Source organism: Hydrogenophaga sp., from assembly GCF_026125825.1.
GTDB lineage: Bacteria > Pseudomonadota > Gammaproteobacteria > Burkholderiales > Burkholderiaceae_C > Hydrogenophaga.
Genome location: NZ_JAHCKK010000014.1, coordinates 1 through 24,537, shown reverse-complemented (window position 1 = coordinate 24,537; position 24,537 = coordinate 1). Strand labels below are relative to the sequence as shown.

19 protein-coding genes are annotated in these 24,537 nt (G+C 65.3%); 5 read left to right on the top strand and 14 right to left on the bottom strand.

Features of this window, described 5'->3' with window-relative positions; translation table 11 throughout:
- A complete protein-coding gene (locus KIT86_RS07525) occupies window positions 1–807 on the top strand; it encodes an outer membrane protein assembly factor BamD (RefSeq protein ID WP_297396865.1) in 807 nt (268 codons plus the stop codon).
- Here the strand turns inward: KIT86_RS07525 and KIT86_RS07520 are convergent.
- Window positions 770–2,803 carry an ATP-dependent DNA helicase gene (locus KIT86_RS07520; protein WP_297396862.1) on the bottom strand — a complete coding sequence of 678 codons (2,034 nt, stop codon included), beginning with the start codon at window positions 2,801–2,803 and terminating at the stop codon, window positions 770–772. The two genes, KIT86_RS07525 and KIT86_RS07520, sit on opposite strands and share 38 nt — an antisense overlap.
- Window positions 2,804–2,967: 164 nt before the next feature.
- Between KIT86_RS07520 and KIT86_RS07515 the strand changes: the two genes are divergently transcribed.
- Window positions 2,968–3,726, top strand: coding sequence for a protein phosphatase 2C domain-containing protein (locus KIT86_RS07515; RefSeq protein ID WP_297396859.1), 759 nt, complete (start codon window positions 2,968–2,970; stop codon window positions 3,724–3,726).
- 8 nt (window positions 3,727–3,734) lie between these two features.
- On the opposite strand, the gene zapE is transcribed toward KIT86_RS07515, so the two are convergent.
- From zapE to KIT86_RS07475, 8 genes are all read right to left on the bottom strand, one after another.
- On the bottom strand, window positions 3,735–4,832 hold the full coding sequence (gene zapE / locus KIT86_RS07510; RefSeq protein ID WP_297396856.1) for a cell division protein ZapE: 1,098 nt from the start codon (window positions 4,830–4,832) through the stop codon (window positions 3,735–3,737).
- A 9-nt stretch (window positions 4,833–4,841) separates the two neighbouring features.
- The gene (gene lpdA, locus KIT86_RS07505; protein WP_297396854.1) at window positions 4,842–6,269 is read right to left on the bottom strand and encodes a dihydrolipoyl dehydrogenase; all 1,428 of its coding nucleotides are present in this window, start codon (window positions 6,267–6,269) and stop codon (window positions 4,842–4,844) included.
- A 63-nt stretch (window positions 6,270–6,332) separates the two neighbouring features.
- Complete coding sequence (gene odhB / locus KIT86_RS07500; RefSeq protein ID WP_297396852.1) at window positions 6,333–7,598, bottom strand: 2-oxoglutarate dehydrogenase complex dihydrolipoyllysine-residue succinyltransferase; 1,266 nt, start codon at window positions 7,596–7,598, stop codon at window positions 6,333–6,335.
- A gap of 89 nt (window positions 7,599–7,687) precedes the next feature.
- Complete coding sequence (locus KIT86_RS07495; RefSeq protein WP_297396850.1) at window positions 7,688–10,579, bottom strand: 2-oxoglutarate dehydrogenase E1 component; 2,892 nt, start codon at window positions 10,577–10,579, stop codon at window positions 7,688–7,690.
- A 178-nt stretch (window positions 10,580–10,757) separates the two neighbouring features.
- Window positions 10,758–11,132, bottom strand: a complete 375-nt coding sequence (locus KIT86_RS07490; RefSeq protein ID WP_204731485.1) for a helix-turn-helix transcriptional regulator — start codon at window positions 11,130–11,132, stop codon at window positions 10,758–10,760.
- A gap of 109 nt (window positions 11,133–11,241) precedes the next feature.
- Window positions 11,242–13,137, bottom strand: coding sequence for a propionate--CoA ligase (locus KIT86_RS07485; RefSeq protein WP_297396845.1), 1,896 nt, complete (start codon window positions 13,135–13,137; stop codon window positions 11,242–11,244).
- A gap of 125 nt (window positions 13,138–13,262) precedes the next feature.
- Window positions 13,263–13,871: an isochorismatase family protein gene (locus tag KIT86_RS07480; RefSeq protein WP_297396843.1), complete on the bottom strand. Its 609-nt coding sequence runs from the start codon at window positions 13,869–13,871 to the stop codon at window positions 13,263–13,265.
- Between the two features lie 68 nt (window positions 13,872–13,939).
- A complete protein-coding gene (locus KIT86_RS07475) occupies window positions 13,940–14,662 on the bottom strand; it encodes a TetR/AcrR family transcriptional regulator (protein ID WP_367185428.1) in 723 nt (240 codons plus the stop codon).
- 148 nt (window positions 14,663–14,810) lie between these two features.
- Here KIT86_RS07475 and KIT86_RS07470 point away from each other — a divergent pair, with 148 nt between their 5' ends.
- The gene (locus KIT86_RS07470; protein WP_297396838.1) at window positions 14,811–16,469 is read left to right on the top strand and encodes a 4-hydroxyphenylacetate 3-hydroxylase N-terminal domain-containing protein; all 1,659 of its coding nucleotides are present in this window, start codon (window positions 14,811–14,813) and stop codon (window positions 16,467–16,469) included.
- A gap of 82 nt (window positions 16,470–16,551) precedes the next feature.
- Window positions 16,552–17,109, top strand: a complete 558-nt coding sequence (locus KIT86_RS07465) for a C40 family peptidase (RefSeq protein ID WP_297396835.1) — start codon at window positions 16,552–16,554, stop codon at window positions 17,107–17,109.
- 43 nt (window positions 17,110–17,152) lie between these two features.
- Here the strand turns inward: KIT86_RS07465 and KIT86_RS07460 are convergent, their stop codons facing one another.
- A complete protein-coding gene (locus tag KIT86_RS07460) occupies window positions 17,153–18,130 on the bottom strand; it encodes a tripartite tricarboxylate transporter substrate binding protein (RefSeq protein ID WP_297396832.1) in 978 nt (325 codons plus the stop codon).
- Complete coding sequence (locus tag KIT86_RS07455; protein WP_297396829.1) at window positions 18,127–19,062, bottom strand: LysR family transcriptional regulator; 936 nt, start codon at window positions 19,060–19,062, stop codon at window positions 18,127–18,129. The genes KIT86_RS07460 and KIT86_RS07455 overlap by 4 nt, the downstream gene beginning before the upstream one ends.
- A gap of 97 nt (window positions 19,063–19,159) precedes the next feature.
- On the opposite strand from KIT86_RS07455, the gene KIT86_RS07450 reads away from it, so the two are divergent.
- A complete protein-coding gene (locus tag KIT86_RS07450; protein WP_297396826.1) occupies window positions 19,160–20,512 on the top strand; it encodes a hypothetical protein in 1,353 nt (450 codons plus the stop codon).
- A 73-nt stretch (window positions 20,513–20,585) separates the two neighbouring features.
- Here KIT86_RS07450 and lpdA (KIT86_RS07445) read toward each other — a convergent pair whose 3' ends face one another.
- The 3 genes from lpdA (KIT86_RS07445) to KIT86_RS07435 form a co-directional block, all read right to left on the bottom strand.
- Window positions 20,586–22,430 (bottom strand): dihydrolipoyl dehydrogenase, encoded by a 1,845-nt coding sequence (gene lpdA, locus KIT86_RS07445; RefSeq protein WP_297396823.1) that lies wholly within the window; start codon window positions 22,428–22,430, stop codon window positions 20,586–20,588.
- A 12-nt stretch (window positions 22,431–22,442) separates the two neighbouring features.
- Window positions 22,443–23,774: a dihydrolipoyllysine-residue acetyltransferase gene (gene aceF, locus KIT86_RS07440; RefSeq protein ID WP_297396820.1), complete on the bottom strand. Its 1,332-nt coding sequence runs from the start codon at window positions 23,772–23,774 to the stop codon at window positions 22,443–22,445.
- A 167-nt stretch (window positions 23,775–23,941) separates the two neighbouring features.
- A partial coding sequence (locus tag KIT86_RS07435; protein ID WP_297396818.1) for a GGDEF domain-containing protein occupies window positions 23,942–24,537 on the bottom strand: 596 nt, incomplete at its 5' end.

Below are 24,537 nucleotides of genomic sequence, written 5' to 3'. Positions count from 1 at the left end.
GTGAAGTTGACGTCCAGATTATCGGCTGTGCCCCTGTCCGCGGTGGCCTCGGCGCTGGTGCTCAGCGCATGCAGCTCGACACCCGTGGATGAAACGGTCGGCTGGAGCCCGAACCGAATCTACAGCGAAGCCACCGAAGAGCGTGCAGCGGGCAACTACGAGAAGTCGGTGACGCTGTACGAAAAGCTCGAAGGCCGAGCTGCCGGCACCCCTTTGGCGCAACAGGCGCAACTCGACAAGGCGTACGCCCAGTACAAGGCCGGCGAGCAGGCCCAGGCGCTTGCCACCCTGGACCGTTTCCAGAAGCTGCACCCCACCAGCCCGGCAATGGACTATGCCCTTTACCTCAAGGGGCTGGTCAACTTCAACGACAACCTGGGCCTCTTTGGCTCGCTGGCGCGACAGGACCTCTCCGAACGCGACCAGAAGGCCGCCAAGGAATCGTTTGAAGCGTTCCGAGAGCTCGTCTCGCGATTCCCGGATTCGCGCTACAGCCCCGATGCGCGGGACCGCATGACCTACATCGTCAATTCGCTGGCGCAGTATGAGGTGCATGTCGCGCGCTACTACCACAGCCGCGGCGCCTATCTGGCGGCCATCAACCGGGCCCAGACGGCGCTGACGGACTACGTCAACGCGCCGGCCCTCGAGGAGGCCCTTTTCATCATGCTGCAGTCCTATGAGGCCCTGGGCATGACGCAGTTGCGCGACGACACCCGCCGTGTGATGCAGGCCAGCTATCCCCAGAGCGAGTACTTGAGCAAGGGGTTCAAGTCAAAAGACGATCCCTGGTGGAAGATCTGGTAAGCACCAGCGCATCGAGGCGTGCGGTCATGTCCGCCTCATCCACCAGCCGGCTCATGGGTGGCAAAGCGCCAAGCAAACGGTTGCCATAAGAACGGGTGAGCAGGCGTCTGTCGCCGATCACCAGAATGCCTTGGTCGGTCTCGGAGCGGATCAGGCGCCCCGCCCCCTGCTTGAGCGCCATGGCCGCCTCGGGCAGAAAGGCGTCGTTGAATGCGCTCAAGCCCTGGGCTTCCAGGCGCTGGCCGCGCGCCTGCATCAGGGGATCGTCCGGCGGTGGGAAAGGCAGCTTGTCGATGACCAGCAGCTGCAGCGCGTCGCCGGGCAGATCAACGCCCTCCCAGAACGACGCCGACGCCACCAGCACCGAAGGAGCGTCCGCCTGACGGAACCGGGCCAACAGTGTGCGCTTGGACAGGCGCCCCTGAGCCAACACCTGAAGGGGTGCACATCGCCCCTGCGCCACCAGGCTCTGCAAATGCTCCGCCATGCGCGACGCAGCGCGCAAGGTGGTGGTCAACACCAGCGTTCGGCCGCCCAGTCTCGCCGCCCAACGCGCCACCGCGTCGGCCAGCGCGGGCGTGTGCGAGGCGTCGGCCGGCTCGGGCAGGTCGTGGGGCACATACAGCGCCGCCTGGGCCGCGTGGTCAAACGGGCTCGGCACGCGCAGCGTGTGCAGACTCGGCAGCGCCTCCAGGCCGAGGCCCCGCGTGAACCAGCTCAGCCCGTCGTCGCTGCCCAAGGTGGCCGATGAAAACACCCAGCTGCGCCGACCCGATGATTCGTCCAGCAGAGGCTGGAACAGACCAGCGCAGTCGGATGGTGCATACACCGCACGCCAATGTCCGCTACCGGCCCACTCCACCCACCGAACCCGATCGGCCGCCGGCATGCCAGCGGCCATGCCTCTCCACGCAGAGAAAAGGGCCAGCACACGGGCTTCAAGGCGCTCCAGCTCCACCGAGGCCTGAGCGGTGGCGGCCAGCGCCTCCTGACTGGAAGCCAGCGCCCGGTCAAGGCCGATGACGCAGGCCTGCCAGGCGGCAGCGTCAACGCCTTCGGGCGCCATGGCTTGCCAACGGTGGCGGCCGCCACTGCCACCGGCCTGGCGGGGCACGGTGGCCATCGCGCGCGCGGCCTGTTCGATGGCCAGTGCGAGGTGCGCCCACGGCCGCTGGCCCCGCGCCCACTGCGGCCCTTGAAGGGCCAGATCGCGCGCCAACTCCCGCAACTGCCCTGTGCCCAGGGTGCGACCCAAAAACGGAATGCCCGTGTCGTTCAGCCGATGCGCTTCGTCGAACACCACCACCTCGGCGGCCGGCAACAACGACGCCACGCCCGACTCCTGCAGCAGCTGATCGGAAAAGAACAGGTGGTGGTTGACGACCACCCACTCGGCCTGCAGGGCCTCACCGCGCGCCCGGTTGACGTGGCACTCACCGTGGCGCGGACAGCTCGCGCCCAGGCAGTTGTCGCGGGTGGACGTGACCATCGGCCGCAACGGCGAGCGTTCGTCCAGTGCCTCCAGCTCGGCGAGGTCGCCGCTGCGCGATCGATGGGCCCAACTCAGCATCTGTGCAAGCGCAGCGGTGATCGCCGGATCGCGCAACCCGGCCGACGCCGGCCCATGCAAGGCCTGCTCCAGCCGGTGCAGGCACACGTAGCTTGAGCGGCCCTTGAGCAAGGCCACACGCACCGGCAGACCGAGCGCGCGGACCACCGCAGGAATGTCACGCGTGAACAACTGGTCTTGCAAAGCCTGGGTGGCGGTCGACAGCAGCGCGCGCCGGCCGCTGAGCAGCAGGGGCACCAGGTAGGCAAATGTCTTCCCCACCCCGGTTCCGGCCTCGACAGCCAGGCCGTGGCCTTTTTCAATGGCTCGGGCCACGGCGACGGCCATGTCAAGCTGCCCCTGACGCGGGCTCAGCCTGCCATGCGCACGCGCCAGGGGACCGTCTGCGGCGAACGCGGCCGCCACACCGACTTCAAGTTCGCTCAAGCTGCCTCCAGGTCAAGCCGGACACCGTTGAGCAGGTCCACGCTGCCGGACGGCGGGCCGGTGCGCAAGGGTTCACGGTTTCGGCCTTTGCCGGGCTTTGCACGCCACAGATGTGGATACCATTGGGCGCATTTCCCTACTCGAACAGATCGCCCAGCATATTCATGTCCAAAGGCTACCGCATCCAGGCCTCCACCGGCATCCATCGGGGCGACCGCGATTACCAGCAAGACCAGGTCTGCTTGCTGCACCATCCGCGCCAAGGCTCCTGCCTGCTTGCGGTGCTGGCCGACGGGATGGGAGGTCGCAGCGGCGGGCGCAAGGCCTCTGACCAGGTGATGCTCACGGCGCGGCAACTGTTTGAACGCTACGACCCCGAAACGGATGATGCCGCCGCGCTGCTGCGCCAGATCGTCGAGGAATCGCATCTGGTCATCAAGCTCACGGCCGTCTCCGCCGAACAGGAGCCGCACAGCACCATCGCCGCCTTCCTCATCAACCCGGGCGGTGACAGCCACTGGGTGCATGCAGGCGACTCGCGGATCTACCACTTCCGCAATGGCCGGATGGTCTTTCGAACCATGGACCATTCCTATGTGCAGACGCTGGTCAACCAGGGCGAAATCAGTGAAGAAGAAGCGCTGGACCACCCGCACGCCAACATCCTGATGGGCTGCCTGGGCACGGAGAACGATCCCCCCGTGGACCTTCATGTGGTGCCTCAGCTGAGCGCGGGCGACGCGATCATGGCCTGCAGCGACGGCATCTGGCACTACTTCACCCCGGAAGAGCTCTCCAGCACCATTGCCATGCTCTCGCCTCGCGAGGCCTGCGAGTTCCTGATCCAGAAGGCGCGCTCGCGCGCCAAGGGCATGGGCGACAACCTGTCGATCGCAATCGTCAAACTCGACCCACTGGGCTAAAAAGGGGTTCAAGTCAGGCCGGTGTCCACCAGCCGATGCTCGAGCGACAGGAATTCCTGTGACTGCATCTCGGTCAGTCGAGACACCGTGCGCGGGAACTCGTGCGACATCGGCCCTTCCACGTACAGCTCCTCGGGTGGCACGGCGGCGGACATCACCAGCTTGACCCGCCGGTCGTACAGCACATCCACCAGCCAGGTGAAGCGCCGGGCTTCCGACGCCTGTCGCACCGACATTTGAGGCACGTTCGACAACATCAGCGTGTGAAACTGGGACGCGATCTCCAGGTAGTCGTTTTGCGAGCGGGGTCCGCCGCACAGGGTGCGGAAGTCGAACCAGATCACGCCGCCTGCACGCCGCAGTGCCTGAATCTGCCGCGCTTCGATGTGCATGACCGCGTCCTGGTCACCCATCTCGGCCAGTTCGTTGAAGGTGGCCTCCATCGCAGCGTCGGCCTGCGGCCCCAGGGGACAGTGGTAAAGCTGGATGTGATTGAGCGTGCGCTGGCGGTAGTCGGTGCCGTTGTCCACGCTGAGCACCTCCAGCCGTTGCTTGAGCAACTCGATCGCGGGCAGGATGCGATCCCGGTGCAAGCCATCGGGGTAAAGGTCGTCCGGTCGGAAGTTGGAAGTGGTGACGAACCCCACGCCCGCCTTGAACAGCGCGTCGAGCAGGCGGTGCAGGATCATCGCATCTGTCACGTCCGCCACATGGAACTCATCGAAACAGATGAGCTTGTACCGCTTGGCGATGCGCGCACCAAGCTCGTCCAGCGGGTTCACGGTGCCCTGCAACTCGCGCAGTTCCCGGTGCACCTCCCGCATGAACTCATGAAAATGAAGCCGTGTCTTGCGCCGCAGCGGCACCGCTTCGAAGAAGCACTCCATGAGGAAACTCTTGCCCCGGCCCACGCCGCCGTACATGTACACGCCTCGCGGGATCTCCGGGTTGACAAAGAGTTTCTTCAGCGAGTTCGAGCGCTTCTGCTTGTACGCCGCCCACTCGGACGCACACCGCTCCAGCGCGTCGATGGCGCGCTGCTGGGCGGGATCCGTCGTGTAGCCGCGCTCCTTGAGCGCAGCCTCATACGTGCTGCGGACGCTCAAGATCGGCGCTTAGAAGTTCAGCGTGCGCTTGTCCACCGCCAGTGCGGCCTCCTTCGTCGCTTCGGACAGCGAAGGATGGGCGTGGCAGATGCGCGCGATGTCCTCGGCACTGGCCTTGAACTCCATGGCCACCACGGCTTCTGCGATCAGTTCGCTGGCCATGGGACCGACGATGTGCACGCCTAGGATTTCGTCGGTGGTGGCGTCGGCCAGGAACTTCACCATGCCGGTGGTGTCGCCCAGGGCCCGCGCACGGCCGTTGGCCAGGAACGGGAAGGTGCCGGCCTTGTACTTCACACCGTCAGCCTTGAGCTGCTGCTCGGTGCGGCCCACCCAGGCGATCTCGGGACTGGTGTAGATCACCCAGGGAATGGTGTTGAAGTTGACGTGCCCATGCTGGCCAGCGATGCGCTCGGCCACCGCCACGCCCTCTTCTTCCGCCTTGTGTGCCAGCATGGGGCCGCGCACCACATCGCCAACAGCCCACACGCCCTTGAGGCTGGTGCGGCATTCGCCGTCCACCACGATCGCGCCGCGCTCGTCGAGCTGCAGGCCCACAGCCTCGGCATTGAGGCCGACGGTGTTGGGCACACGGCCGATGGAGACGATCAGCTTGTCGGCATCGATGTTCTGCGCCTCACCCTTGGCGTTCGTGTAGGCCACGCTCACGCCCTTCTTGCCCGTCTTGACCTCGCCGACCTTGACGCCCAGCTCGATTTTCAGGCCCTGCTTGTCAAACGCCTTCTTGGCCTCCTTGGCGATCTGTTCATCCACCGCCCCCAGGAAAGTGGGCAGACCTTCGAGGATGGTCACGTCCGCACCCAGTCGGCGCCAGACAGAGCCCATTTCCAGGCCAATCACACCGGAGCCGATCAACACCAGCTTCTTGGGCACGGCACCCAGGCGCAGCGCGCCGTCGTTGGACAGGACGCTCTCTTCGTCGAACGGCACGCCCGGCAGTGCACGGGCGTTGGAACCGGTGGCCAGAATGATCTGCTGACCCGTGATGAGCTCTTCCTTGGGTCCGGTCACCTGGATCTCGTAGCCCGCCTCGACGGCCTTCACGAACGATCCGCGGCCATGGAAGAAGGTGACCTTGTTCTTCTTGAACAGGTAAAGGATGCCGTCGTTGTTCTGCTTCACCACCGAGTCTTTGCGGCCGATCATCTTGGCGATGTCGATCTTCACATTGGTCGCGCTGATGCCGTGGTCGGCAAAGTGGTGGTTGGCATGGTCGAAGTGCTCGGACGATTGCAGCAGCGCCTTGCTGGGGATGCAACCCACGTTGGTGCAAGTGCCACCCGGTGCCGGACCGCCGGCGGCGTTCTTCCACTCGTCGATGCAGGCGACCTTGAAGCCGAGTTGCGCTGCGCGGATGGCCGCGATGTAGCCACCGGGGCCGCCGCCGATCACGACCACGTCAAAGGATTGGGACATGTTGTTTTCCTGAATTCAATGGGCCAACGCCCCTGTCGGGGCGTTGGCGGGAGAGTTTGCAGATCAGATGTCGAACAGCAGGCGGGCAGGATCTTCCAGCGCTTCCTTCATCGCCACCAGACCCAGCACGGCCTCACGACCATCGATGATGCGGTGGTCATAGGACATGGCGAAGTAGTTCATGGGGCGCACGACCACCTGGCCGTTTTCCACCATGGCGCGGTCCTTGGTGGCATGAACACCCAGGATGGCCGACTGGGGCGGGTTGATGATGGGGGTGGACATCATCGAGCCGAAGGTGCCGCCGTTGGAAATGGAGAACGTGCCGCCGGTGAGATCGTCCAGACCCAGCTTGCCGTCCTTGGCCTTCTGACCGAATTCGGCGATCTTCTTCTCGATGTCGGCAAAGCTCATCTGGTCCGCATTGCGCAGGATGGGCACCACCAGGCCGCGGGGCGAGCCAACCGCGATACCGATGTCGAAGTAGCCGTGGTAGACGATGTCGTTGCCGTCCACCGAGGCGTTCAGAATCGGATACTTCTTGAGCGCGTGCACAGCGGCTTTCACGAAGAAGCTCATGAAGCCCAGCTTCACGCCGTGTTCCTTCTCGAACTTTTCCTGGAACTTCTTGCGCATCTCCATCACGGGCGCCATGTTCACTTCGTTGAACGTGGTCAGGATGGCGTTGGTCGATTGCGACTGCAGCAGGCGCTCGGCCACACGGGCGCGCAGGCGGGTCATGGCCACGCGCTCTTCCGGACGGTCGCCCAGGTCGGGAGCGACCACGGGCACCTGCGGCAGCACCTTGGTGGGTGCGCCGGTGGGAATCGCCACGGGCGCGGCCACAGCGGCCTTGGGCGCGGCCACGGCCGACAGCACGTCGCCCTTGGTCACGCGACCGTCCTTGCCGGTGCCGGCAACCGAGCCAGCGGCCAGGTTGTTGTCGGCCATCAACTTGGCGGCGGCCGGCATGGCCACACCGGCCTTGGACTGAGACGTTGCAGCCGCGGCGGCGGCCGGCGTGGCGGCGGGTGCCGCCGCCACGGCTGGCGCTGCGGCAGGCGCGGGCGCTGAGGCACCAGCGACCGCGGCGGTATCGATGCGCGCGATCAGTTGGTCGGCGGCCACGGTGGCGCCATCGCCCTGGACGAGTTCAACCAGCACGCCAGCGGCGGGCGCGGGCACCTCGAGCACGACCTTGTCGGTTTCAATTTCGATCAGGATTTCATCGGCGGCGACGGCCTCGCCGGCCTTCTTCTTCCATGCCAGCAAGGTGGCTTCGGCCACGGATTCGGACAGTTGCGGAACTTTGACTTCTACGATTGCCATGAGTGTTCTACCTAGGGTTTTATGGGGTGCTCCGGACAAGCCGGTCACGGGACGTCAACGTCGGGTGACCGGCTGGGGGTCCGTTCAAGTCACTTGGTGAGGATGAAGCCCTTGAGCTTGCCAAAAGCGGCTTCGATCAGCGTCTTCTGCTGCTCCTGGTGGAGGTGGGCATAACCCACTGCCGGCGATGCGGAGGCCGCACGCCCGGCGTAGCCCAGCTTCTGCCCGTCGAGCATGTTCTCGTGGATGTAGTGCTGCACGAAGAACCAGGCACCCTGGTTCTGCGGCTCATCCTGGCACCAGACGATGTCCGTCGCATTGGGGTACTTGCGCAGCTCGGCACCAAACACCTTGTGCGGGAACGGGTACAGCTGCTCCACGCGCACGATCGCCACGTCGTCCGAACCCCGCTCTTCGCGCTTCTTCACGAGGTCGTAGTACACCTTGCCCGAGCAGCAGATCACTCGCTTGACCTTCTCGGCCTTCTTCACGACGTCGGCATTCTGTTCCGGGATCACGGTCTGGAAGCCGCCCTTGGTGAACTCGGACAGCGGGGACGTCGCGTCCTTGTTGCGCAGCAGCGACTTGGGCGTGAAGATGATCAGCGGCTTGCGCAGCCCACGAATCATCTGGCGGCGCAAGACGTGGAAGATCTGGCTCGCGGTGGTGGGCTGCACCACCTGCATGTTGGTGTCGGCGGCCAGCTGCATGAAGCGCTCCAGGCGCGCCGAGCTGTGCTCCGGGCCCTGGCCTTCGTAGCCATGCGGCAGCATCATCGTAATGCCGTTGACACGGCCCCACTTCACTTCGCCGGAGGCGATGAACTGGTCGATCACGACTTGCGCGCCGTTGACGAAGTCGCCGAACTGCGCTTCCCAGATCACCAGGGTGTTCGGGTCGTTCGAGGCGTAACCGTATTCGAAACCGAGCACGGCCTCTTCAGACAGGATCGAGTCGATCACCACGAACGGGGCCTGATTGTCGGCCACGTTTTGCAGCGGGACGTAGGTGCCCTCGTCGTACTTTTCGCGGTTCTGGTCGTGAATGACGGCGTGCCGATGCGTGAACGTGCCACGGCCGCAGTCCTCACCCGAGAGGCGCACCGGGAAGCCGCTGGCCACCAGCGAAGCGAAAGCCATGTGCTCGCCCATGCCCCAGTCCACCGGAATGTCGCCACGACCCATGGCCGCGCGATCGGCGTACACCTTCTTCACCAGCTGGTGCGGGGTGATGTTGTCGGGGATCGCCGTCAAGCGGTCAGCCAGGCGCTTCCACTCGGCCATGGGGATGGCAGAGTCCGCGCTGTCGGTCCACTTCTTGCCCAGGTAAGGACTCCAGTCGACCGCGAATTTGCTCTTGAAGTTGGTCAGCACCGGGTCCACCGTGTGGCGGCCGGCATCCAGCGCGGCACGGTAGGCCTTGACCATGTCGTCGCCCAGCGAATCGCCCAGGCCCTGAGCGGCCAGCTTGTCAGCGTACAGCTTGCGCGTGCCGGGGTGGGCCGCAATCTTCTTGTACATGAGCGGCTGCGTCAGGCTCGGGGTGTCCTGCTCGTTGTGACCGAGCTTGCGGAAGCAAACGATGTCAACCACCACATCCTTCTGGAAGGTCATGCGGAAGTCGAGCGCCAGTTGGGTGGCGAAAACCACCGCTTCAGGGTCGTCCCCGTTCACGTGCAGCACCGGCGCCTCGATCATCTTCACGACGTCGGAGCAGTACAGCGTGGAGCGGCTGTCGCGCGGATCGGAAGTGGTGAAGCCGATCTGGTTGTTGATCACCAGGTGCACCGTGCCACCCGTGGAATAGCCACGGGTTTCGGCCAGCGCCAGGGTTTCCATCACCACGCCCTGGCCGGCAAAAGCGGCATCGCCGTGCACCAGCACCGGCAGCACCTGCTTGCCCAACGGGTCGCCACGGCGGTCCATGCGGGCACGCACCGAACCTTCCACGACGGGGTTCACGATTTCCAGGTGCGAGGGGTTGAAAGCCAGCGACAGGTGGACCGGGCCGCCCGGGGTGGTCACGTCGGAGCTGAAACCCTGGTGGTACTTCACGTCGCCGGCGGGCAGCTCTTCGGGTGCGGTGTGATCGAACTCGGCAAACAGGTCCTTGGGCATCTTGCCCAGGGTGTTGACCAGCACGTTCAGGCGACCGCGGTGGGCCATGCCGATCACGATTTCCTGCACGCCGATCTGGCCGGCCTGGTTGATCAGCTCGTCCATCGAGGCAATGAAGCTCTCGCCACCTTCCAGCGAGAAGCGCTTCTGGCCGACGTACTTGGTGTGCAGGAAACGCTCCAGGCCTTCGGCCGCCGTCAGGCGATCGAGAATGTGCTTCTTCTTCTCGGCATTGAAGGCGGGCTTGGTGCGCGTGGCTTCCAGGCGCTCCTGCCACCAGCGCTTCTGGCTCTGGTCGGTGATGTACATGTACTCGGCGCCGATGGAGCCGCAGTACGTTTCGCGCAGGGCGTTGAGCAGCTCCCGCAAGGACATGGTCTCCTTGCCGAAGAACGTGTTGCTCGTGTTGAACACGGTCTCGAGGTCGGCATCGGTGAAGCCGTAGAACGACAGCTCGAGTTCGGGAATGTGATCGCGTTCGGCGCGCTTGAGAGGATCCAGGTCGGCCCAGCGGGCGCCGACATTGCGGTAGGCGGCAATCAGTTGCTGGACGGCTGTGCGCTTGCGAGCGAGTTCGGAATCGGCTCCGGCGGCGACGACGACTTTGGTGCCACCCTGCTTCGCGCGCTCGGCGAAGGCGTTGATGACGGGCTGGTGGGGGACGTCGCGGGCGTCGGTGCCATCACCGGCGGGAACGTTTTGCAGCGCGTCGAAGTAGCCGCGCCAGTTGTCGGGGACGCTACCAGGATTGTCCAGGTAGTTTTCGTACATCTCTTCCACATACGGCGCGTTGCCGCCGAAGAGGTACGAGTTGCCTTTGTAGGCAACATAGACGTTGCCCCCGTTCGATTGGGAATCGCTCATAAATCCGCTGACCTCCGTTTCCCTTCAGGAAACATAAGCTGGTTAAGACAACCTTCCGCGGCACGGCTGAACCGTTTGGCGGATGCGACAGTGACTGTGGAAGGACCTGACTGCAACCCGCGATTGTGCCACCGCGGGACCAGCCCTGTGTAAAAAGATGCGTTGCGGCAACCGCCCGTCAGGATGCGACGCGGGGCGACAGCCGCTCGGACGCCGGCACAGAGCTCGGTTCGTCCATCTCGATGGCGATCTGGGTGCAGACCGTGCGGCACAGGGTGACGGCCTTTTCGCTCTGAACGCGGTAGATCACCTGCGTGCCGTCCTTGCGCTTGGCCAGCACGCCCGCCCGGTAAAGCAGGTTCAAGTGCTGCGACAGATTGGGCTGGGTGGTGTCGATTTCCTGCAACAGCTGGGAGACTGACTTCTCCTTGTCGCAAAGCGCACTGAGGATGCGCAGCCGCATGGGAGTGGCAAGCACGCCGAAGAGTTCGGCCGCGAGTTCAAACACGCGGACTTTTTCCACTTGGCCTTCGGACGCGATCATCTGTTCCATGGCGGTCTCGTTGCTCGGGTAAATATAAGCATGAATTGTACTTACAAACACCCGGATCCACCACGCCTTGCCCGCGAGGCGGCCATGCCGGCGCGGCGTCTCCCGCGCGTCAATTCAGGAGGTCCTTGATCTGCTGCAGTGCGGCCGGATCGTCCATGGTGGTGAGATCGCCCGGATCGCGGCCTTCGCAGACCGCCTGGATCGCTCGTCGCAACAGCTTGCCACTGCGTGTCTTGGGCAACACGGTCACGAAACGGACCCGGGCTGGCCGGGCCACGGCACCGAGCTGCTCGTCCACCCGCTTCATGATTTCACCTTCCAGCCGGAGTTTTGACGCGTCGTCACCGAGCGCCGAGGTGTCCCTGGCGACCACGAAGGCCATGGCCACCTGCCCCTTGAGCTGGTCCGCCACGCCCACCACCGCCACCTCGGCCACGTTCGCATGGCTGGAAATGCTCTCTTCGATCTCGCGCGTGCCCAGCCGGTGGCCAGCCACGTTGATGACGTCGTCGGTGCGGCCAAGGATGTAGAAGTAGCCGTCCCGGTCACGGATGCCCCAGTCGAAGGTGCTGTAGACCTGCTTGCCCGGAATGCTCTTCCAATAGGTGTTGACGAAGCGCGCATCGTCCTTCCAAACCGTCTGCATGAAACCGGGTGGCGTCGGCCCTTCGATCACCACCACGCCTTTTTCGTCAGCGCCGGTGAGTTCTTCCCCAGTGGATTCGTGCAGCAGCTTGACACGGTAGCCGTACATCGGCACACCCGGGCTGCCGAACTTGCTGGGCTTTCGCTCAACCCCGTTGGCAATGGTGAGGATGGGCCAGCCGCTCTCGGTCTGCCAGTAGTTGTCGATGATGGGCACGCCCAGGCCTTCGCTGATCCAGCGTGCCGTGGGCTCGTCCAGCGGCTCGCCAGCGAGAAACAGCGCCTTGAGGCTGGAAAGGTCGTACTGCTTCAGGTAGGCCGGGTCCTGCTTCTTGAGCACGCGCACCGCAGTGGGAGCGCTGAACATGACCGTCACCTTGTACTTTTCGACCAATCGCCACCAGATCCCTCCATCGGGCCGGATCGGCAGGCCCTCGTAAAGAATGGTCGCCATGCCGGCAATCAGCGGACCATAGACGATGTAGCTGTGCCCCACCACCCAGCCGATGTCGCTGGTGGAAAAGTAGGTCTCCCCGGGCTTGCCCATGAAGATGTGCTTCATGCTCGCGGCCAACGCCACCAGGTAGCCCCCGGTGTCGCGCTGCACGCCCTTGGGCTTGCCCGTGGTCCCGCTGGTGTAGATGGTGTAACTGATGTCGGTCGACGCCATCCATTCACAGGGCACCTGCGAATCCAGGTGCTGCTGGCGAAGCGCGGTGTAGTCGTGGTCGCGACCAGGCACCAGAGACATTGGTGCCAAGCCCCGATTCACCAGGATCACCGAGGCCGGTTGGTGGCTGCAAAGCCGCAGGGCTTCGTCCAGCAAGGGCTTGTACTCGACCACCTTGCCGCCACGCGAGCCTGCGTCGGCGCTCACGATGGCCACGGGGGACGCATCGTCAATGCGGTTGGCCAGCGAATGGCTGGCGAAACCGCCAAACACCACCGAATGAATGGCGCCAATGCGCGCGCAGGCCAGCATCGCGAAGGTGGCCTCTGGAATCATGGGCATGTAGATCAATACCCGATCGCCCTTCTTCACGCCCTGCCCCAGCAACACCGCCGCCATGCGTTGCACCTCGACGTGCAGCTCGCGGAAGCTGTAAGTGCGCTCGGTGTCGGTCTCGGTAGACACATAGATAAGCGCGTTTTGATCGGCGCGATCCTTCAGATGCCGGTCTACCGCGTTGTGGCACAGGTTGGTGAGCCCCCCTTCAAACCAATGCGCGAACGGCGGGTTGTCGTGGTTGCAGACCCGGTGGAAGGGCTTGTGCCAGTCCACCAGCGCGGCCTGCTCCGTCCAGAAGGCATCGGGCTCCTCGATGGAGCGGCGGTAGAACTCGGCGTAGCCCTGACTCATGGATGTCTCCTGCGGATGGTTGGCTCAAAGAGCATGCTCGAACTGAATTCATAATTATGTCGAGCCCGCTTGCGCGAGACTGACACGGCGCGTGACCTTCACCTCGCTCCGTGCGCCCCGTTCCCTTATTTGATCATCGCCTGCACCTCGCGAAAGGCAGGGTGCTCGGCCGTGCGCAGCCACTCGAAGGCCACCATTTCCGTCGTCACCAACTCGGCGCCCGCGCCAGCCAGCCGGTCAAACGCCGCATCGCGGTTGCGCTCCGTGCGCGAGCTGCAGGCATCCGTCACCACCCAAACGTCAAACTCCTGCTCGATCAGCTCCAACGCTGTCTGCAGGAGGCAGACATGGGCTTCGCATCCGGCCACGACCACCGTCTGGCGTTCGGCGGCGGGTGCCGCCGCCGGCTTCTGCAGGTGCTTGGGCAGGCTGCGCGCGTTGCCTGACGCCTGCTGACGCACGGGCGGGCGCAGCCAGTCACCCAGGCCATCGGACACGGCGCCAAAGTGCATCTTGGACAAGGTTTTCTGGCAAAGCTCGCGCAACTCGGGCGGGTTCGGGCCCAGCTTCTCTGGGTTCTGCTCGGTGCCCCAAGTGGGGACCCGCAGAACATGGGCCATGCGCGCCAGGCGCACGGCATTGGCCAGCACTTGAGGGCCTTCGAAAATGGCGGGCATCAGGCGAGCCTGGTAGTCCACCAGCACGAGTTGAGAGTCAGAAGCATCCAGCAGCATCGGTTTGTCTTTCGTCTAAGAAGTCACCGGGATTTTCGCAGGCCCGCCTGGCGCAGCCGCCAATGCCCTCAGCCACCAAACAGATCGGCCTGCCCTGGCTCGGCTGCACTCGCACCATCGCGCGGGCTCAACCGGGCCACGAGATGATCCACATAGGCCTGGAACAGCGCGTCGGGGGACTGCCCGAACATGCGAATGCGACCTGTGTGCTGAAGCAGAAGCAGCCCCACCCCGTGGGCAAAAAGCGAGGTGTTCTCGCGCAGCGCAGATTCAGGCGAGAGCCCCATGGCCTGCAAGGCCTGCTCGCAAGGATGCAAGGCATCGTGCAGCCGGCCATTGAGCTGCTGGTTCAACTCGCTGGTCAGCCCTCTTGGTGCCAACCCCTGCACCAGGTAGAAGCCCAGATCCAGATCGCGCGGGTTTCGGGCGTAGAAACCGAACCAGGCCTGCGCTTTGGCCGCGAGCATCGCCTGGGGTTGGGACTTGGCGGGCCTGGCGGCGGCCACCTCGCGATTGAGCCGCTCCAGCGATTCGGCCAGCAGCGCGGCGTAAATCGCTTCCTTGCTCTCGAAGTAACTGTAGATCGCGCCAGGTGTGTACGCCGCCCGCTTGGCGATCTCCCGGATGCTGGCGCCCTCCACACCCTTTTCGGCGAAGACACTTCGCGCCGCCTCCAGCACGAGGGCGCGGCGGGAATCCGACTGCGCCGCCTGTCGCTGTTGCCGCTGTCGCTGCTGCTCTCGCGCCGCTTCGGCTTCAGCCGCCGAAGGCACTGGGATGAGTTCGTTCAAGTGGACATCCATAGGGGCAGTTTATCGCCAGGATGAACATCTGCAGCACAAAATGAACTGTTGATTAATTATTTGAACATTGTTTAAATGTCAATACAGCCGGCAAAAATCTTCTATCCGATCCATCTGCTGACAAGGGATCTCGCTGATGAACGACACTCTTGCACCATCGCCTTCCCTCATGAGCGGGAAGGATTTCCGCGAATCGCTTCGAGAGCGCAAGCCACGCGTGTTCGTGGATGGGCGGCCCGTGGAGAACGTGGCCGATGAGCCGGCCTTGCAGCCCGGGATCAACGCCATCGCCCTGACCTACGACCTGGCGCTCGAGCACCGATACGCGCCCCTCATGACAGCCGTGCAGCAGAGCAGTGGCCGTCGAGTGAACCGCCTGAGCCACATCAACACCAGCAGCGGCGACTTGCTCAACAAGCTGGAAGCCGTGCGCCTGGTTTGCCAGGAGACCGGTTGTGCCCAGCGCTACCTCACGCACGACGCGCTCAACGCCATCGGGCAGGTTTCGGCCCGCATCGACGACGCCCGTGGGACCACCGATCACACCTCACGCTTCCTCAACTACCTGCACCGTGTCCAAGACCAGGATCTGACCCTGGGCGTGGCCATGACCGATGCCAAGGGCGACCGCAGCCGTCGCCCGCACGAGCAAGCCAATGCGAACAGCTACGTGCACGTGGTGGAGAGAACCGCCCGAGGCATCGTCATCAGCGGCACCAAGGCCATCGTCACCGGGGCACCTTATGTGCATGAGTTGCTGGTGATGCCCTGCCGCCACATGGGGCGCGAGGATGCGGATTTCGCTGTCTGCTGCGCCGTGCCCATCGACGCGCCGGGCCTGACCATCGTCGCGCGCCCCGCCGGCCGGCCTGGGGACAAGGTCGAGCATGGAGAGGCCCTGTTCAGCCGCAAGTATGGACAGAGCACGGGTGTCTGCATTTTCGACCGGGTGTTCGTACCGTGGGACAGGGTGTTCTACGCGGGCGAGTGGGAGCACTCCAGCCACCTCACCTACAGCTACGCCACCCACCACCGCCACACCTGCATCGGCGCGCGCGCCGGCTTTGGCGACCTGCTCATCGGTGCCGGTGCGCTCATGTGCGAAGCCAACGGTTTCGACCCCGGCCGGGAAACGCATCTGCGCGAACAGATGGTGGAACTCATCACCATCACCGAGGGCTTCTACGCCTGCGGCGTGGCGGCCAGCGTCTATGGCAAAGCCGACCCGCACAGCGAAACCTTCATGCCCGACCCGGTGTTTTCCAACATCGGCAAGCTGTTGCTGGCGACCAAGATCTACGACATGCACCGCATCGCCCACTACGTGAGCGGCGGCTTGATCGTCACCCTGCCCGGCCCGGACGAAGACCACAACCCCGAGACCGGCGCGAAACTCTCGGACGTGCTGCGCGCCCATCCCGACGTCCCCTACGAGCAGCGAATCCAGACGGCACGCCTCATCGAAGACCTGACCGCCGGCTACCAGGGCGGCTGGTACAGCGTGATCAGCCTGCACGGTGGTGGTTCGCCGGCCGCCATGAAGCAGGAAATCTGGCGCAATTACCCCGTCGGCAACAAGGTGGAGCTGGTTGAACGGCTGCTGGAGCGGGGCGTGGCGGCCGACGGCAGCGCCGCCGCAGCACCTCACGACCCGGCCCGCGCCATCACGAAGAACCGTCAACCCGGCAAGTGCTGCGACACGGGCTGCACCGCACCCGGACAGCCGGTGATGGTCGATCTCCCGTCGGTTGCCAGCCGCCTTCCGTCGCGAGCCGGCTCGAACACCTCGAAGTGAATACGAAAGTGGTTGTAAATCAAGGGGTTGGCTCTCGATTCTCGCTTGACTTCCAACAGCAGCGCCGATACCCTCACGCCCTATGTCGCGTTGGCTCCCCATTGTTCTCCTGGTATGTACTTCGGCCGTGGTCCATGCCGCGCCGGGCAGTGCCGCCGGCTACGACGACATGGACTCGCTGCTCAGCGACAAAGGCCTCATGGCCCGCATCGGCCAGCAAGTGCAACACGCCCGCGAGACGGTGAGCGACCAGGCCTCCAGCCTTGTCATCAACGCCATGGCCTTCCTGGACGTACCGTACCGCTACGGCGGGAACAGCGCCGAAACGGGTTTCGATTGCAGCGGCTTCGTGCGCGCGGTGTACGAGCAGTCGCTTGGCAAGATCCTGCCCCGGCGATCCGACGAGCAGGCAGCCGCGACCCAAACCATCGACCGCAGCGAGCTCAAGCCCGGTGATCTGGTGTTCTTCAACACCATGCGCCGCGCCTTCAGCCACGTCGGCATCTACGTGGGCGAAGGCAAATTCATCCACTCCCCGCGCAGCGGTGCACAGGTTCGCATGGAAGACATGCGCATGTCCTACTGGAACAAGCGTTTCAACGGGGCACGGCGCGTGGAAGTGGCCGACAAGGCCCCCTGATTTTCCTTCTGGCCGCTCCGGCCTCTGCGTCGACCCCTGACGCTCACTCCATCTTGATGTTCGCGCCCTTGAGCTGGCGGTTGCTGTGCCACTCCTGGGCAATTCGGCGCGCGAAGGACGCACGGTCCCCCTGCGCGGGCAGGTTGTCCGACGCCAACAGCCGCTCTCGCAAGGACGGTGTCTGCACCGCTGCGTTGATTTCAACATTCAGGCGATCCAGCACCTGCGTCGGCGTGCCGCCCGGCGCGAACAGACCAAACAAGGATGTCACATTCGCCTGAGGCAGGCCCAGTTCTGCGAAGGTGGGCACCTGCGGCAAGACCTCGAGGCGGTGAGGAGCTCCCACAGCCAAGGGTTTGAAGTGGCCCGCCTGGACATGGGCCAACTGCGCTGGCGCCACATTGGTCGACAGCAACTCGAACTGCCCGCCCAGTGCGTCAGTGAGCTGCTGGCCGCCGCCTTTGTACGGAATGTGCGTGACCGCCACTCCGCCGCCCAGCTGCACCCGTTCCAGCACCAGGTGGCCCGCCGTGGCCAGGCCCGAAGTGCCCCAACGCAAGGCGCCAGGATGGGCTCTGGCTTGAGCGAGCAGATCCGCAAAGCGGCGGCCGGTGAAACTCGGCGTGCCCACCAGCAGCACGGGCGTGTACATCACGCTGGCCACCGGTTCGATGTCGCGAAACGGGTCGTAGCCCACCGCGCCAAGGTGCGGGCGCAGGGTCAAGGGGCTGACCGCTGAAAAGGCCAGCGTGTGCCCATCGGCCGGTGCGCGCGCCAGCGCCTGCAGCCCCACGCTGCCCCCGCCTCCGCCCCGGTTTTCCACCCGCACGGCCACACCAAGTTGCCACGAAAGACGCTCGGCCAGCGCGCGAGCGACCCCATCGCTGAGCCCGCCAGGGGGGTACACGACGATGATTCGCACCGGTTGAGAAGGCCAGGCCGTCTGTGCGCGACTGGCCTGCAGCCCGACCAGCCCCAGCAGCGCCACCAGCGACCGTCGCCGGGACAGCAGTGTCTTCATGCCACGGCATGCCCCCGCCGCGCAGGCGCTTGAGCCTTTCGCGCCGTGTCCCGGGCGATCTTCAGGAAATGCGCGGCCGGGCCTGAGGCTTCGGCCGATCGGTACACCAGGGTGAGCGGCGCGTCCAGCGGTGTGCCCTCCTGCAAGGGCCGATAGACCACCGCATGGGGATGCAGCCCGCTCATGGAGGCAGGCACGACCGCGATGCCCGCGCCCGCGGCCACCAGGTTCAGGCTGGTCACCATGCGCTCGACTTCCGCGGCGATGCGCGGACGAAAGCCGTGGGCTTCGCAAAGTGCCAAGAGGTTGGCGTAGAGCCCCGGGGCACCCGGCTGGCGCACCAGGATGAAGCCCTCATCGCGCAGATCCTCCAGCGCCAGCGAGGCCGGCCGGCGTCGCGCCAGGGCATGGTCCGTGGGCAGTGCCACCAGCACCGGCTCGCGCAGCAGCACCTCGAAGGTCAGGCTCTGGGGCTGCGACACCGGCACGCGGATCAGTCCGCAATGCAGCCGCCCCGCCTCGACCGCCTCGGTAATGCCGGCAGCATGGTCTTCTCGGATCGACAGCGCGATACCCGGCCAGGCCCGCCGGCAGGCGCGCAAGGCCTCGGGCGTGAACGCATGCGCGGCGGCCGAACTGGTGAAACCCACATGCAGCACCCCGAGCTCGCCGCGCGCCACGCGCGCCATGCGTTGCTCCATGGCCGCCATGTCGTCCATCAGCTGGCGCGCCTCCCGTTCGAACAGGCGCCCGGCGTCCGACAACGCCACGCCCTTGGGATGGCGGCGGAACAAGGCAACGCCCAACTCCTTTTCCAGTGCCTTGATCTGCAGGCTCAGCGGCGGTTGCTGGATGCCCAGACGCTCTGCAGCACGAGTCATGTGACCGGCCTCGGCAACGGCCAGAAAGTACCTCAGGTGCCTTATTTCCATACTTTGAAGATATTGAAATGCCCATCTCAGTATATTTGACATGGGGGTTCTGCGCACCTATCGTCCGCATGCCATCGAACCACCATTGGAGACCCTCATGACTCTTCGCCCCATCGCGCTGCTGGCGCTGGCGGCTCTCGCGGGCCACAGCGGCGGCGCGATTGCCCAGGTGCCCACCGATCCTCAGCCACGCGCCTGTCCGGCCGAATTGCCAACCGGTGCCACCTGCCACACAGGCGAGGACGGCCTTGGAGGCTTCTACTGGATCGCGCTGCCCGCCCAATGGGAAGCCAAGACAGGTGTGCTCGTGGTGCATGCCCACGGCGGCCCCGCCGACACCGGCCCGGCCACCCTGGCGCGCGGTGAGGAAGACCTCAAGCGCTGGGCTGTGACCGTCAAGGCGGGCCACGCCTGGGCAGGCGCAACCTACCGCCGGGGTGGTTTCGGCGTGACCATGGCGGCAGAAGACACCGAGCGCGTGCGCCGCGTGTTCGTGAAGCACTTCGGCCCGCCCCGCCGCACCATCCTGCACGGGCAAAGCTACGGTGCCTCGGTCGCCGCAAAGGGTGCCGAGCTCTATGCCACGGTGGACGGCCCCAACGGCCCCCTCAAGGGGCCCTACGACGGCATGCTGCTCACCAGCGGCGTGCTGGGCGGCGGCACCCGCGCCTACGACTTCCGCCTCGACTTGCGCGTGGTCTATCAATACGTCTGCAAGAACCATCCGAAGGCCGACGAGCCGCAGTACCCCCTGTGGCAAGGCCTGCCCATGGACGCGCGGCTGACGCGTGCCGAACTCGCCAACCGCGTGGACGAATGCACCGGCGTGCGCAAGCCAGCGGGTCAACGCACCGAGCAGCAGAAGATCCATCTCGCCAACATCGTCAACGTCATCAAGATCCCCGAGCGCTCGCTCATTGCCCACCTCAACTGGGCGACCTGGCTGTTCCGTGACCTGACGCAGTTGCGACTGGGCAACCGCAATCCGTTCACCAACGCCAACGTGAGGTACACCGGTTCCACGGACGACGCCGCACTGAACGCCGGCGTGCTCCGCTACACCGCCGACCCGGCAGCCGTGGCCGAGCTGGCACAGGACAGCGACCCCGAAGGCAGGATCAACATGCCCGTGCTGTCCTTGCACGCCGTCAACGATCCGACTGCGTTTGTCGAACTCGAGTCCGCCTATCGCGAGACCATCGACCGCGCGGGCAAGGGCCACCTCCTCGTGCAGACCTTCAGCGACGAGTCCGAGCACAGCTACCTGAGCGAGCCACAGTACCCCGCGCTGTTCACCGCCCTGCTCAACTGGATCGACAGGAATGAGAAACCCACGCCTCAGACCGTGGCCAAGCTCTGCAAGGGCTTCGAGTCCGCCTACGGCGACACCTGCAGGCTCCTCCCTGACTACCGCAGCGCGCCGCTGGCCACCCGCGTCGCGCCACGCTGAACGCGGACCCCTGGAAAAAAGCCACCGAACCTCAAGGGCCGGTGGCTTTTTCCATTTGCGGCGTTGCGCGCGTCTATCTGCGTTGCGGCGGCACGTCCGTGCACGAGCCGTGGGCGATCTCGGCCGCCATGCCGATGCTCTCGCCCAGCGTGGGGTGCGGGTGGATGGTCTTGCCGATGTCCACCGCGTCTGCACCCATCTCGATGGCCAGCGCGATCTCGCCGATCATGTCGCCCGCGTGCGTGCCCACCATGCCGCCGCCCAGGATCTTGCCGTGGCCGTGGGCTTCGGGCGAGTCGTCGAACAGCAGCTTGGTCACACCCTCGTCGCGCCCGTTGGCGATGGCGCGGCCTGAGGCCGTCCACGGGAAAAGGCCCTTCTTGACCTTGATGCCCTGCGCCTTGGCCTGGTCTTCGGTAAGGCCCACCCAGGCCACCTCGGGGTCGGTGTAGGCCACGCTCGGAATGACGCGGGCGTTGAACGCCGCGCTGGCCAGCTCCTTGTTGCCCTGCAGTTCACCCGCAATGACCTCGGCCGCCACGTGTGCCTCGTGCACGGCCTTGTGCGCGAGCATGGGCTGGCCCACGATGTCGCCGATCGCAAAGATGTGGGGCACATTGGTGCGCATCTGGATGTCGACGTTGATGAAGCCCCGGTCCGTCACCGCCACACCGGCCCTCTCAGCGCCGATCTTTTTGCCATTGGGCGTGCGGCCCACGGCCTGCAGCACCAGGTCGTAGGTCTGCGGCGCGGGCGCCGCGCCACCGGGCTCAGCGCTCTCGAACGTCACCTCGATGCCGGCCGGCGTGGCCTTGGCCGACACCGTCTTGGTCTTCAACATGATGTTGTCGAAACGCGGCGCGTTCATCTTCTGCCAGATCTTCACCAGGTCGCGATCGGCGCCCTGCATCAGGCCATCAAGCATCTCCACCACGTCCAGGCGCGCGCCCAGGGTGCTGTAGACCGTGCCCATTTCCAGGCCGATGATGCCGCCGCCCAGGATCAGCATGCGCTTGGGCACTTCCTTGAGCGCGAGCGCGCCGGTGCTGTCCACCACACGTGGGTCGTCGGGCATGAATGGCAGGCGCACGGCCTGCGAGCCAGCGGCGATGATGGCCTTCTTGAAGCCGATCACCTGCTTCTTGCCCGTCTTCTCCTGACCCGTGGCGCCCGTGGTTTCTTCCACTTCCAGGTGGTTGGCGCCCACGAAGGCGCCGACTCCACGCACGGTCGTGACCTTGCGCATCTTGGCCATGGCAGCCAGGCCACCGGTGAGCTTGCCGATCACTTTTTCCTTGTGGCCACGCAGCTTCTCGATGTTGACCACAGGCCGGCCGAACTCCACGCCCAGGGCGGCCATATGGCTGACCTCGTCCATCACAGCAGCGACGTGCAGCAGCGCCTTGGACGGGATGCAGCCCACGTTCAGGCACACGCCCCCCAGGGTGGCGTAGCGCTCGACCAGCACCACCTTCAGGCCGAGGTCGGCCGCGCGGAAGGCCGCGCTGTAACCACCGGGGCCGCCACCGAGCACCACCAGGTCGCACTCGAGGTCGACGCTGCCACCGAAGCTGGCAGCGGTGGGAGCGGGCACGGGGGCCGCTGCCGGTGCCGCGGCAGGTGCCGCCGCCTGCGGCGCGGGTGCCGGTGCGCTTGCAGCGGGCGCGGCAGCGGCCTCACCCGCCGTTTCCAGCGTCAGCACCACGCTGCCCTGCTTGACTTTGTCACCCAGCTTGACCTTGAGCTCCTTGACCACGCCCGCCTGAGACGACGGAATTTCCATCGAAGCCTTGTCGGACTCGACCGTGATCAGGCTTTGTTCGGCCTTGACCGTGTCGCCCGGCTTGACCAGCAACTCGATCACCGCCACTTCGTCGAAATCGCCGATGTCGGGGACTTGAATATCGATGAGTGCCATCTGCGTGGTCCTTTACAGCAACACGCGACGGAAGTCGCTGAGGATCTGGCCGAGATACACGTTGAATCGGGCGGCGGCGGCGCCGTCGATCACACGGTGGTCCCAGGTCAGCGAGAGCGGGAGCATCAGGCGCGGCTGGAAGGCCTTGCCGTCCCACACGGGTTCCATCGTGCTCTTGCACACACCGAGGATGGCCACTTCGGGCGCGTTGATGATGGGCGTGAAGTAACGCCCGCCAATGCCACCCAGGCTGGAGATGGTGAAGGTCGCGCCGCTCATCTCGGCCGGACTCAGCTTGCCCTCGCGCGCCTTCTTGGCGAGCTCGCCCATTTCCTGGCTGATTTGCAGCACGCCCTTCTTGTCGGCGTCCTTGATCACCGGGACCATCAGGCCGTTGGGCGTGTCAGCCGCGAAGCCGATGTGCCAGAACTGCTTGTAGACCAAGGCATCGCCATCGATCGAACTGTTGAACTCGGGGAACTTCTTGAGAGCGGCCACGCAGGCTTTGATCAGGAAAGCGAGCATGGTGACCTTGACGCCGCTCTTTTCGTTTTCCTTGTTGGTGGCCACGCGGAAGGCTTCGAGGTCGGTGATGTCGGCGTCGTCGTGGTTGGTGACCGCCGGGATCATCACGGCGTTGCGCAGCAAGTTGGCACCGCTGATCTTCTTGATGCGGCCCATCTCCTTGCGCTCGATCGGGCCGAACTTGGCGAAGTCGACCTTGGGCCAGGGGATCAGGCCCAGGCCCGCGCCGTCGCCGCCACTGGCCGGGGCCTTGGCGGCCTGCGCCTTGGTCTGCGTGGCGCCCGCCATCACCGCTTTGGTGAAGCTTTGCACGTCATCCAGGACGATGCGGCCCTTGGGGCCGCTGCCCTTGACCTCTTCCAGTGGCACGCCGAGCTCGCGGGCGAACTTGCGCACCGAGGGCGAGGCGTGAGGCAGGCCCAGCGGCGCCGTGGCGGTGGGGTTGTGTGCCGGTGCGGCGGCGGCAGGGGCCGATGCGGTGGCGACCTGAGATGCTGGCGCTGCGGCGGGGGCGGCGGGTACCGTCGCCACGGCGGCAGCGGGTGCTGGAGCGGGTGCCGCTGCGGGGGCGGCGGACGTGGCAGCGCCTTCCAGAATGGCCAGCAGGTCACCGATGTTCACGGTATCGCCGATCTTGACCTTGAGCTCCTTGAGCACGCCAGCGGCCGAGGACGGGATTTCCATGGAGGCCTTGTCGGATTCGACCGTGATGAGGCTCTGCTCTACCGAGATCTTGTCGCCGGGCTTGACCAGCACCTCGATCACCGCGACGTCCCTGAAGTCGCCGATGTCAGGAACCTTGATTTCGTGCGTGGCCATCCGCTGACTCCGGTTGCAGTGCGTGGCAGGTGATCCGAGCCTGTGATTCTGTCACGCCGGCATGGCGCAAGGCCAATCGTCGGCATCGCGGCTCGACACGGACGACACCCGGCCCCGCGTGCGGCGCGGGCGCATGAGTCGCCGCCCGGGACCTGCACCGGCTGCGCTCAGGTGGCTGCCTCGACGCGATTGCGGCCTGCTTCCTTGGCGCGGTACAGCGCCTGGTCGGCGGCGGCCAGCACTTGGCCCACCGTGTGCCAGCCCGGCCGCCAGCTGGCCACGCCCACGCTCACCGTGAGTGTGTGGACCTGCTCGCCCAGGCGCAGCGGCAGCGCCTCGACGTTGGCACGGATGCGCTCGGCGACGGCGCGGGCAGCCGCCGCGTCGTGCTCGGGCAGCGCGATCGCGAACTCCTCGCCGCCGATGCGTGCCGCCAGCGCGTTGCCACGTGCGACCGCCTGCAGCACGGCCCCGACCTGCTCCAGCACGCGGTCGCCGACCACGTGACCATGACTGTCGTTGATTGACTTGAAATGGTCGAGGTCGATGATGAGCAGCGCGAGCGCGTAACCACGCTGCACCGAGCGTTGCAACTCACGCTCAAGCAGTTCGAGGAACAGCCTCCGGTTGCACAGGCCGGTGAGCGCATCACGCGTGGCGCGCTGGTAGATCTCCTCGTGATAGCGCGCCTCCACCGACGAGCGCTGCATGAACTTGAGCACGCAGCCGCCGATCGTGATGTAGTCGCCATCGGCCAGTACGG

What these genes read in the sequence shown, in the direction of transcription:
- KIT86_RS07495 (WP_297396850.1), bottom strand. Translation starts at nt 10,579, where the DNA reads ATGAGCGATTCCCAATCGAACGGGGGCAACGTCTATGTTGCCTACAAA.
- aceF (WP_297396820.1), bottom strand. Translation starts at nt 23,774, where the DNA reads ATGGCCACGCACGAAATCAAGGTTCCTGACATCGGCGACTTCAGGGAC.
- KIT86_RS07480 (WP_297396843.1), bottom strand. Translation starts at nt 13,871, where the DNA reads ATGCTGCTGGATGCTTCTGACTCTCAACTCGTGCTGGTGGACTACCAG.
- lpdA (WP_297396823.1), bottom strand. Translation starts at nt 22,430, where the DNA reads ATGGCACTCATCGATATTCAAGTCCCCGACATCGGCGATTTCGACGAA.
- KIT86_RS07455 (WP_297396829.1), bottom strand. Translation starts at nt 19,062, where the DNA reads ATGGAAATAAGGCACCTGAGGTACTTTCTGGCCGTTGCCGAGGCCGGT.
- KIT86_RS07450 (WP_297396826.1), top strand. Translation starts at nt 19,160, where the DNA reads ATGACTCTTCGCCCCATCGCGCTGCTGGCGCTGGCGGCTCTCGCGGGC.
- KIT86_RS07470 (WP_297396838.1), top strand. Translation starts at nt 14,811, where the DNA reads ATGAACGACACTCTTGCACCATCGCCTTCCCTCATGAGCGGGAAGGAT.
- KIT86_RS07515 (WP_297396859.1), top strand. Translation starts at nt 2,968, where the DNA reads ATGTCCAAAGGCTACCGCATCCAGGCCTCCACCGGCATCCATCGGGGC.
- KIT86_RS07490 (WP_204731485.1), bottom strand. Translation starts at nt 11,132, where the DNA reads ATGGAACAGATGATCGCGTCCGAAGGCCAAGTGGAAAAAGTCCGCGTG.
- KIT86_RS07485 (WP_297396845.1), bottom strand. Translation starts at nt 13,137, where the DNA reads ATGAGTCAGGGCTACGCCGAGTTCTACCGCCGCTCCATCGAGGAGCCC.
- lpdA (WP_297396854.1), bottom strand. Translation starts at nt 6,269, where the DNA reads ATGTCCCAATCCTTTGACGTGGTCGTGATCGGCGGCGGCCCCGGTGGC.
- KIT86_RS07465 (WP_297396835.1), top strand. Translation starts at nt 16,552, where the DNA reads ATGTCGCGTTGGCTCCCCATTGTTCTCCTGGTATGTACTTCGGCCGTG.
- KIT86_RS07460 (WP_297396832.1), bottom strand. Translation starts at nt 18,130, where the DNA reads ATGAAGACACTGCTGTCCCGGCGACGGTCGCTGGTGGCGCTGCTGGGG.
- odhB (WP_297396852.1), bottom strand. Translation starts at nt 7,598, where the DNA reads ATGGCAATCGTAGAAGTCAAAGTTCCGCAACTGTCCGAATCCGTGGCC.